We start from the raw sequence: 9,872 nt of genomic DNA on the forward strand, positions 1-9,872 counted from the left end.
AAAAAATGGCGATTATAATCAATATTGATGTGATGTTGGCTAAAAGGAAAATGAGCGTAACAGAACTTACGGAGAGCGTTGGCATAACAATGGCAAATATTTCAATACTGAAGAATGGAAAGGCAAAAGCGATTCGATTATCAACGTTAGAAGCGATTTGTAAAGCTTTGGACTGTCAGCCTGGCGATATTTTAGAATACAAAAGTGACGAAGAGACACTAGGATAATTAAAAATAACAGGTAGAGCTTGGTAACTATCCAAGCTCTTTTGGCATCGTACAAGTGAACCTTATGTGGTTAATACTCACAATTGACCGTAATAGTTATGAATGAATTCCACAATTGTCCCTATCGTTTGCCCCTTAAACGCATCCGGAACCGCCTGGCCTGTAGAGGTCGAAAAATGACAACTTCCCATTTTTTCATCATACGAAAAACCAAGACGTAGTAACGATTGCCGTAATTCACTTGGCAACTCGTTTGAACCCGTTTTCTCAGTGAAATAGTCTGTCGAAAAAATCTTGACGTCTGTATCACCAGCTCCAGTATGAATAACAAACAAATCGTTAGCGTGTTGAACAATCCACTGGCCTTTTGAATAGATAGAAATTCTGGCCTTTTCTAATGAAGCAATCCCATCCAGATTCACACCGAAAAAGTGATTGATCATTCCGCGGACTTCCGTGCCAGTCATGTCTCTACCATGATGATCAAGGTACGAATCAATCACCACGTGGGACAGTGGAAGAGTCGTGCTCTCCCATTGAAGTTCAAAAGAGCCAAGCCTTTCATTAATTAACCGCTCCATAGCATCCAAATCAATTCCGAAAACCTCTTTCACCACTTTGGAAATCCCGGAACCACTCATCTTCCCCTCGAACCGCTCGAGATAATCGTCCATCATTTCTATCTTCGACATCGCTAATTCGACCATTCTGCATCCCCCTAAGTCAGCTGCTGAATAAAGGGAAATTATAACATAGGGAGACCGAGACTCGTATGGTGATGTTATAAACAGGTAATTATTTTAACAGTTTTCAAAATGAACAAAACATAAAAACCCTCATAAAATAATCAAATATGTAAAATATATCCCATATTTCCACAAAAAAATTATACCTTTCAGTTAAACTAGTGGAAAAAATATATAGAAGAAGGTGAAGCCTATGTAGAAACTAAAGATTTTCTTACTACTTATAATCATACTTTTGGTTGTTGCAGTTTTTTTATTTATATTTAATTTCAAAAAGTATAACGTGTCGAATGCAGAAATGGAACAGACTGTCGAAAATCCGTACACAGTCGAATTGCACGAAGGTACAATCATTACACTCAACGATGGTGGAGAAGTCGCGGATACGGAAGGAACCGATTCCGCTGAACTGCTTTATAGGTAAGGGGAATGGTTTTGGTAACTGGAAGGGCAAGTGAAATACATTAATCAATCATGAGAAAAAAGAGTGCAGTGATAAGAAAGCAAATGGGGAAAGCATGAGCTACGGTTATTTTTACACTAAATACGAAGGTGCTGCAAATGGGCTTGAAGCAAATACAGATGCAGTATTTGCAGGGGGCATCAAAGCCGTGGAAAAAGATCTGGCGGCAAACGGTTATGATAAATCATACGCACAAAGTTTTACCGATGATTACAATGCCGAGAAAAAGCACGCAAAGACAGCTTTCTAAGCAAGGCTGTCGGCCAATAAATAACACCAACAAAAAAACAAGAAACCGCACGAGACCCTGGTCTCAGCGTTTTCTTGTTTTTTTAGGTCGTTTCGTTTTAGGCCGCTTCACCAATAAAACCAATCGTAAAATGATAAGGAACACAAGCGCTCCTGCCATATCGAGAGCGACGTCTTGCCACGTCGGCGTCCGCCCGCCCGTCAATGACTGGTGATACTCATCCCCGGCTGCCACCACGAGTGTAATCCAGAATGCCGTTAAGAAACGGAAGTTATGTTTCGGTAATATCAAATAGATCACAACAGCAAGGAAACCGAAAATGAGGAAATGAGCACTTTTCCTTAACAAAAATTCAAGGAAAGGGTAGTAGCCCCGCTCTTCGACCGAAATCGTCTTGCCCCAATACGGCACTTGCAGTTTGGACAATGATGATGCAAACGGCTCGCCCGGCAGCCACTTTTCCAATGTCGGAATGATTGACTGCTGCTCGTAAGTTTGCCCGGATGAAAAGAATAAAACACCTAATAGGATAATCAAAACAAGAATTTTTTTCATATACAAATTGTACCATAGGATATTCCGAAATACTTAATCAGAACACTCACATTTCATCCCGGTGATACACCCAAAACCCGATCCAAAACCAAAACCGCCCCACGAGCCGAGAAAACTCGTCCCATGGGGCAGTCCACATCACAAATATCTATCAAATCACTGAGTAGGAACCGGCCCGAACACATGCAAGTTCACGTTGAATGTTTACCGGAATTGAACGCCGTCTTGTTCAGCGTACAACGTCACTTTGACTTCTATTGCAGATAGATTGCGGTCGAACATCTATTTGTTAGGAATGAATCTATTCGACTTTTTAAGTATCGAGACATATAAGAATAAGTCGTTTGTATTGTTGGGAAAGTTTTAATGAATAGGAGATTTTATTCATGGGAACATATATGCATGTTTTTTAGAGATGGATGCATGAGAGTTCAATGCTAAATGAGTTGAAGAGTGATCTAAAGTTCAAAATGCATACTAACGAAGAAATAGAAGACAGGTTTTATCAATATCTTTCGTTTGCGTCTGGAGAAGATGCAATACGTCGTGGAGTTGTGATTGCCTATGACAAGCATCAATTTTCGTAAGACTTCGCTTTAGAATCCGCGAAACAATAGGGAAACATGGTATTCGTGTTTTCTTGTTTAAAGAAAGTCGACCAACACCTGAATTATCATTCGCTAGGAGGCATTTGAATGCATTTGCAGGCGTCGTCATAATAGCAAGTCATAACCCTGTACAGTATAACGGTTTTAAAGTGTATGGGAAAGACGGAGGACAACTTTCTCCGGATGCAGCTGACGGAATTGTTCAACATATAGTAGAGATTGAAGACTTGTTTGCTATTCAAACTGCTGATGAGGAAGCGCTACTTCAAAATGGAATGCTGACAAACATATTAGAAGAGATTGATGAAGCTTATCAAGAATGCCTACTTACATTGAGGGAAGATACAGAGGCCATTAAAGCGCATGGGAAGGAATGGGGATGTTATTATTATATTAATTAATAATAATTAAAATATTTAATTATTATAGTCTAATATTAGGTGCCGATGAATGAAGCAATTCAAAATTGTAACCGATATTTTTCAATTATACTCAATATTTAATTTACCTAGAACGTCCACTCCGGGCGTTCTTTTTCTTTCTCGAAGTAATGTTCCAAACACGTCCCGTCGACTTTTTGACGCTACTGACGATGATGGAGCCTATTCCAGTAGGGAGACAGTAGGGCAACTTTTTGCAATCTGCTCATAACACGTTATCCGTTACATCTCCCCTTTGCTGAAGTCTAATTCGAGTGGCTGTGGCGGACTGCTTTCTGGCAAGTCACTGACCCTCGATTCTTCCAAATAGTTTTCAAAATTCGTCGCATTGAATAACGTGGAAGGGCGTAAATACTTCCGCCAATGTGGATCATCCAGCCAGTTCTTAACTTTCGTGTCAATGACCATTTTGCAATCCGCCACTGTGTATCCTTCATGGAAACGCCCACTCACCAATCGTGCAGTCGCCTTCGAAGACGCTTTGAATTGTTTGTTTGCTTTGTCATTTAAATATTCAATGACAGACACAACGTCGAGATCGTTCTCGACAGTGTCTTTTTTTATACTCTTAAACTCTTTGGTTATTGCTAGAGGCATTTTGCCTTCTGTAGTGGGGGCGTTTTGCATTTTCTCTTGGGATGATTGTGCTGTCGGCGATGGAGCATCTTGCACCCCCTGACAGTGCAGCTTTGTATAATCAATGCGGTACCATTTCGTCTTGTCCATTTTCATCCGATTATACGAAGCGGTTGAAATAATATAGCCGCTATCTTCCAGTCGACGAATCGCTCTTTTGATCGTATCGACAGACCAAAAAGGAAAATCATCGTTTTTCCACTCTTCATATGTTTTGTAAACCCACTTATGCCCATCCCGCACGTTCGTCGAGATGAGCGATCTAAAATGCAGTTGCTGAAGTATAATAGCCTCATTCAATCCCACTTGCATCGCCAGCGACGGAAGCACTTGAAGCGGCGACTCCTTAATTAATAAATTCATCACGAATCCTCCTCTGGTGAATGAAGTACAAACACAATTCTGCCTACTATAAAGTCGACACTTTACGAATAGAATGTTCTTCCAACAATGCTTTGTCGCTTGGTGATGGCCTTACGCAATAAGCCTGCCAGAAGATCACTGCCAGTCTTATTGCTTCGGCTCACACTTGTCGCTCCTTCGCTAGATTTGTTCGTTGTACTGGTGAGATATAACGCCTAGTCCATTACATATAAATAGTGCCGAATATATAGCTAGTGTTTTTGACGATAGCACGACATCTTGTGCCTAGATGAAAGATGTTTTCACCCTATATATAGACAAACCATTCGGAAAAGTGGACAACGTGGTGACATTTATTTTTTTGTTCACGTTGGTATTGGAATTTCAGGTACCTGATTATCTAATCATTATTGGATTTTATACAATCGGGCGAATCGTTAGTTGTTTTTGTTGCACAGGCATGGTCATGGGGATGTGACAGTTATTACTAATAGTAAGAATTTGGATGAGTAATTACAACGAGGTCTCCGAGAATGAATCTAATTTCCAGGATACTTTTTACTATTTATAGGAAAGTGTTCGGGTATTTAAATCTAAATAACATGACAGGACATCTATACTACTAAACTGGATTTTATGGTAATATGGTCTCGTGATAGGGAATTAATTGCGAATAGCTACTAAAGAACAAGGCATTCTCACTAACCGGGATGTTTTAGTAATGCGAGGAGGTAATGAATAAAATGCGATACTACCCATTAATCATAAGGGTGAAAATTAAATAACTCATTTCACGTACCAATCCACTTAATTAATTCAGAAAAATTACATAAATAAATGAAATCAGTCATGTAATACAAGTGGGAGAAGAGAAAACGGAGGGAAATTGGCTTGATTACAAAAGGCATCAAGAGAGACTTTACTAATTATGAGAATGACAAGGGAAATCCTATAAAAATTGCAATTATAGATGATCAACATCTTCTTCGGGAAGGTTTAGGAGAATTACTAGAATCAACCAAATCAGTTGAAATTGTAGCAGTAGCAAAAAACACAAGCGTGCCAACAACTTTCTACAAGGACTTTTTTCCTGACGCGGTAGATGTATTGTTGATAGATTTAGGGAATATACCAAAAGAAAGCATCGACTTTATAGAAACGTTTGTGAAAACGTACCCAACAGTAAAAGTGATCGCCATAACCTATCATTGTGACGAGACTTATGTACTTCAATCGATCCGGGCTGGCGTTAGCGGATACATGATAAAAGAAATGGATGTAGCTTCGATTTACGAGGTGGTGCAACACGTTGCAGTTGGCGGATTCTATATTCATCCAAAGGTTACACAATATATGATAAACGAATATCTACGGTTAAAAGATCGCCAATACCTAGGTACATTTAGACAAAAAGAATTTGTTAGGCCAATTCATCTATTTACGAAACGTGAATGCGAAGTATTACAACTATTAGCTACTGCAAAAACTACTATTGAAATTGCAAACTTACTTTGCCTATCAGATAACACAGTGAAAAATCACCTGATGAGTATTTTCAAAAAAATGAAAGTGGAGACTCGAACCGCAGCGGTTGTAACAGCCGTTAAAAATGGATGGGTGAAAATTAGTTGAACGTTAGGTTCCTGTTGTAAAGACATGCTAAGCCGTTGGTCGGAACTGTTGAGGAGGTAGAATGAGATTGACAGGTGTATGTGTAAAAGGTTATAGGTAAATGGGAGGTTCCCTTCCTCTTTTGTCGAATAGTGGAACAATGTACAAGAAAAGAGGGTGGAAGTATTTTGACTGTATTAGAAGATAAGATCCACAATTTCACAAATTCGATACAAGAATCACTTGCTCAACAAAATTATTTTGCCGCATTAGCTCTTGCTCTAATGGCACCTGATATATGTAGCAAACTCGAGTACCCTGAAAAACATACAAAGGAACGATATAAAAATTGGTTTAATGAGTTACTTGCTGATAAATACCAAAGTGAGATAGGGCCACAAAAAGAAGTGCACAATTTTCTTACCGGGAGTGATTTCTATGCATTGAGGTGTTCTTTTTTACATCAAGGAGAAGTAGGTATTACAGAACAGAAGGCCCGTGAACGACTGCATAACTTTATATTCGTTAAACCAAAGCCGGGAGGGATGGTTCATATGAATCAAATAAATGACACACTACAACTTCAAGTGGACATATTCTGCGTTGATATTTTACTTGCAGTCGAAAGATGGGTTGAACTTCACAAAAATGATCACATGATTAATGGAAGAGCACAAAACATAATCGAGATAAAAAGCGATTTTTCCTTTTAAAGAATGATTATTCTCTTGAACACATAAGAACGCTCAAACCTCCTGAGCGTCCTTTTCTATTTTTAAGAGTAAAGGGGAGTTGAAATGAAGGGTGGAGGATAAGCAAATATTCATATTCGAAAAAGTAAGCCAGCATGATAATGATCTCAAGGAGCATCGTGAGCGAATAACCACACTCGAAGATATCACGCTTGCTCTTAAAGAATCATACAGAAAACATGATGAACGTCTCAAACAGTAGGACCATAATGTGTAGTAGTGTGTATTGTCTTGCGAAAGCCAGTTTTTATTGATTCAGAAGAAGAGACCTGGAATATGTCATCGGATACTTTAAAGGGCTAAGGTGGATGAACTACTGGCTACTTGTGATTTATATGGTGTTCCTGTAATTGAAGTTGCTGCAGAATCACTAGGTTCTTCTTGAAGAAGAGCGGAACGTTTTATCTATTCATTCAACTGCAACAAACACAACTTCAGGTGGAACTATCTTGTGTTCTATTTCAATTGTAAGAGCTATTCAACTTTATTTGATGCATGAGTACTATTTATATTTATAAAAAAGGATAAAAACATACCAAAAGTATTAGGTTTTAAGGTAATATGAAATTGTTAGATATGCAGATGTCTTTCGCACAAATATGATTGGAGTGGAATTAATTTCTATGAAGAAAAACATCGTTAAATCATTGTTGGTTTTATTCGTATTTTTATTTGTTATTACTATAGTAGGTTGTTCGAATGCTGAAAAAGGATCAACCGAACAAAAAGAACAAAGTATAGACTCAGCTTTCATTTCTGAATTAAAAAAAGCATTAGAAAAAAGATGGGATTACATTGAAGATGTTGAAAATGAAAAAATCATAGTTGAAGACGATGTTGAATATTATGAAAAACTAATATCATACGAAAAAGAAGTTTATCATTTTGCAACTGAAGATTTTAATGATCCAAAACTTAAGGCAATTGCAGAAGATTATATTAATGGAATGAAATCTCAAGAAGAGTCTATACAATACTATAATGTTGACTATATGAAACATGATGAAATGTGGAGCAAAGGCTATGATGAAAGAAGTATCGCATTATTAACTTTAGCAGAAGAATATGGACTTAAGTTAAATGAGAAACAGTTCAAGGATCTAAAAACTAATGCACAATTAGTAGTTGAACAAAATGACATACAACAAAAAATTGAAGAAATAGTACACAATATTAAATTTAATAAAGTGAAAACAGAATATGGTTGGGACACATACAATGCTACAGTGGAAAATACTTCTGGTGTTGACTTGGATAGTTTTAATATTGAAATTGATTTATTAGATAAAGATGGCGTTGTAATTGGTACTGAAAGTAGCTATCATAGCAATACTTGGAAATCTGGTCAAAAAGTTTTGTTTGAATTTAGTACAGATATTACTGGGTTTGTAAAAATGGAATGGGAAGCCGATTATTATATTAAGTAATCTGAACAAAGTACTTAATTCATCTAGAACGTCCACTCCGGGCGTTCTTTTTCTATTATAACGTTACTCGAATATACCGTTTCTGATTTGAGGAATTTTATCAATAGTAATGTATCAAAAACATAATAAAATCAAACCCTACACTTTAACTACATGTATTCAACGCAATTAGATCAAAAAAATAAGGGCAGGTTAGTAAAAGAAAAATGAACAGTATTGTTGATTATTCATAAATAAAGAAAAGGACCTAAAATTCATTGTCCTGTTTATGGTGTTCTTGTTTGACTAACACACCCGTTGCTATAAGTACGATACTTCACAATCCTTTTTACACCTCGATAAACTTAATCCCTTAAATGTGTTGTCCATGCAAAAAGACGCTTTCTTATTAAAGAAAAGCGCCCTACAGATTAAAAAGAGATAGTGGGTTAATCCTTTACATCTTCCTTGCATATTTCACTAACTAGCTGCCAAAACACGTTGTTTTCTTTTTTTTTTGGTCCAAGCCTATTACAATTTTCATATTGAGGCTTTGAATTCCTTTATTACTTGCATTAAACCCTAATAAATTTTTCAGAGGTAACTAATTATTATGTCGTTTGTTAACTTCAATCGTAATGAACTCCGGCAAATAGCTGGGAGTACATCCTTTTGCAACTATGTCATCTTTGTAAAGACCCGTTTTCTCACCAAGTTTAATACAACGTGCGCGATTCTTTTCATCATAAACGCCTATCCAGCCTGCGGTGAAATTCATAGCCCATTGAACTTCCGGTTCTTCCTGCGTAATATTAGCTTCTAATGCAGATAGCAAGTCTGCGGTGTTATTAGGCGGTGTTTGCCCAGTCCATCTCAATCGCCCTTGATAATACCAGAAAGCTCGCCTTTGAAGAGCAGAAGGACTATTTTCCCATGACTCCATCAATGCAATTTTCTTCTTGTCTTTGGTGAGCTGATTAGCCATTAACCAATCCATTAAGTTATTCCGCTCATCAAAAGTGTGAGTCTGCATATCCTTATCAAGCTTATTTAGCTCATCTTGTGAAAGAAGTTTTTTGTCCATAATTAAGATTGCTAATAGTCTGGGCAAAAACTCTTCGGTTGACCAAAGTTCCATAGCTAGTTCGTGATCTTTTTTAATGTCCTTCGCGATTTTTCGTAAGTCGCCTAGCTTCGTTTTACTATTGATCTGAGGGAGAATGTTTTCTGCTTTTGAAGAGCGTTTTATGTCTGTACCTTTCTTTTCATTCATTTTATACAACTCCTTTATTAAAGCACTGTTTCATAATATGTCCATGACAGGATATATCAAGAACTTAATTTCGTTATAAGTCTCATTGCAGTGCTGTGCCTCTAAAGTTTACCTTTTTTAATATTGTAGCATATATCTTATTAAAGCTATCCCCACCTATAATAGATGAGCAACCATCTTCGGATAGTCTGCAACCAATTTCAAAAAGTGTCCAACAAACGGGGATGTCTCCAACGAAATCCTCGAAGCGTCCAACAATTTTCATCGAGTGTCCAACCAACTTCGGATAGTCTGCAACCAATCCTGAAAAGTGTCCAACAAACGGGGGAGTCTCCAATGAATCCATGGAAGCGTCCAACAAAATTCATCGAGTGTCCAACCAACTTCGGATAGTTTGCAACCAATCCTGAAAAGTGTCCAACAAACGGGGGAGTCTCCAATGAAACCATGGAAGCGTCCAACAAAATTCATCGAGTGTCCAACCAACTTCGGATAGTCTGCAACCAATCCTGAAAAGTGTCCAACAAACGGGGGAGTCTCCA

At 37.7% G+C, this 9,872-nt stretch carries 11 protein-coding genes and 1 pseudogene; 8 read left to right on the plus strand and 4 right to left on the minus strand.

Features of this window, described 5'->3' with window-relative positions; genetic code table 11:
- The first annotated feature begins 5 nt into the window (after positions 1 to 5).
- Entirely contained in the window at positions 6 to 227 is a 222-nt protein-coding gene (locus tag HDC33_RS02110; RefSeq protein WP_179390879.1) for a helix-turn-helix domain-containing protein, read from the plus strand.
- Between the two features lie 77 nt (positions 228 to 304).
- Here HDC33_RS02110 and HDC33_RS02115 read toward each other — a convergent pair whose 3' ends face one another.
- Positions 305 to 934 carry a hypothetical protein gene (locus HDC33_RS02115; protein WP_255457277.1) on the minus strand — a complete coding sequence of 210 codons (630 nt, stop codon included), beginning with the start codon at positions 932 to 934 and terminating at the stop codon, positions 305 to 307.
- A gap of 322 nt (positions 935 to 1,256) precedes the next feature.
- Here HDC33_RS02115 and HDC33_RS02120 point away from each other — a divergent pair, with 322 nt between their 5' ends.
- Both HDC33_RS02120 and HDC33_RS02125 read left to right on the plus strand, forming a co-directional pair.
- The gene (locus tag HDC33_RS02120; RefSeq protein ID WP_179390880.1) at positions 1,257 to 1,397 is read left to right on the plus strand and encodes a hypothetical protein; all 141 of its coding nucleotides are present in this window, start codon (positions 1,257 to 1,259) and stop codon (positions 1,395 to 1,397) included.
- Positions 1,398 to 1,491: 94 nt separating this feature from the next.
- Positions 1,492 to 1,686 (plus strand): hypothetical protein, encoded by a 195-nt coding sequence (locus tag HDC33_RS02125; protein ID WP_179390881.1) that lies wholly within the window; start codon positions 1,492 to 1,494, stop codon positions 1,684 to 1,686.
- Between the two features lie 63 nt (positions 1,687 to 1,749).
- On the opposite strand, the gene HDC33_RS02130 is transcribed toward HDC33_RS02125, so the two are convergent.
- Positions 1,750 to 2,241 carry a VanZ family protein gene (locus tag HDC33_RS02130; protein WP_179390882.1) on the minus strand — a complete coding sequence of 164 codons (492 nt, stop codon included), beginning with the start codon at positions 2,239 to 2,241 and terminating at the stop codon, positions 1,750 to 1,752.
- Positions 2,242 to 2,854: 613 nt separating this feature from the next.
- On the opposite strand from HDC33_RS02130, the gene HDC33_RS02135 reads away from it, so the two are divergent.
- A complete protein-coding gene (locus HDC33_RS02135; RefSeq protein WP_370457445.1) occupies positions 2,855 to 3,250 on the plus strand; it encodes a phosphohexomutase domain-containing protein in 396 nt (131 codons plus the stop codon).
- A gap of 261 nt (positions 3,251 to 3,511) precedes the next feature.
- Here HDC33_RS02135 and HDC33_RS02140 read toward each other — a convergent pair whose 3' ends face one another.
- Positions 3,512 to 4,288 (minus strand): conserved phage C-terminal domain-containing protein, encoded by a 777-nt coding sequence (locus tag HDC33_RS02140; RefSeq protein WP_179390884.1) that lies wholly within the window; start codon positions 4,286 to 4,288, stop codon positions 3,512 to 3,514.
- An 891-nt stretch (positions 4,289 to 5,179) separates the two neighbouring features.
- Here HDC33_RS02140 and HDC33_RS02145 point away from each other — a divergent pair.
- From HDC33_RS02145 to HDC33_RS02155, 4 genes and pseudogenes are all read left to right on the plus strand, one after another.
- Positions 5,180 to 5,920, plus strand: coding sequence for a response regulator transcription factor (locus HDC33_RS02145; RefSeq protein WP_179390885.1), 741 nt, complete (start codon positions 5,180 to 5,182; stop codon positions 5,918 to 5,920).
- Between the two features lie 167 nt (positions 5,921 to 6,087).
- Positions 6,088 to 6,612: a hypothetical protein gene (locus tag HDC33_RS02150; protein WP_179390886.1), complete on the plus strand. Its 525-nt coding sequence runs from the start codon at positions 6,088 to 6,090 to the stop codon at positions 6,610 to 6,612.
- A gap of 276 nt (positions 6,613 to 6,888) precedes the next feature.
- A pseudogene (locus HDC33_RS16470) lies at positions 6,889 to 7,033 on the plus strand (pyridoxal phosphate-dependent aminotransferase); the annotation flags it as partial.
- Between the two features lie 241 nt (positions 7,034 to 7,274).
- Complete coding sequence (locus tag HDC33_RS02155; protein ID WP_179390887.1) at positions 7,275 to 8,078, plus strand: FxLYD domain-containing protein; 804 nt, start codon at positions 7,275 to 7,277, stop codon at positions 8,076 to 8,078.
- 583 nt (positions 8,079 to 8,661) lie between these two features.
- Here the strand turns inward: HDC33_RS02155 and HDC33_RS02160 are convergent.
- Complete coding sequence (locus HDC33_RS02160) at positions 8,662 to 9,330, minus strand: DNA alkylation repair protein (RefSeq protein WP_179390888.1); 669 nt, start codon at positions 9,328 to 9,330, stop codon at positions 8,662 to 8,664.
- Positions 9,331 to 9,872: the final 542 nt, after the last annotated feature.

Source organism: Sporosarcina sp. JAI121 (assembly GCF_013408665.1).
Classification (GTDB): domain Bacteria; phylum Bacillota; class Bacilli; order Bacillales_A; family Planococcaceae; genus Sporosarcina.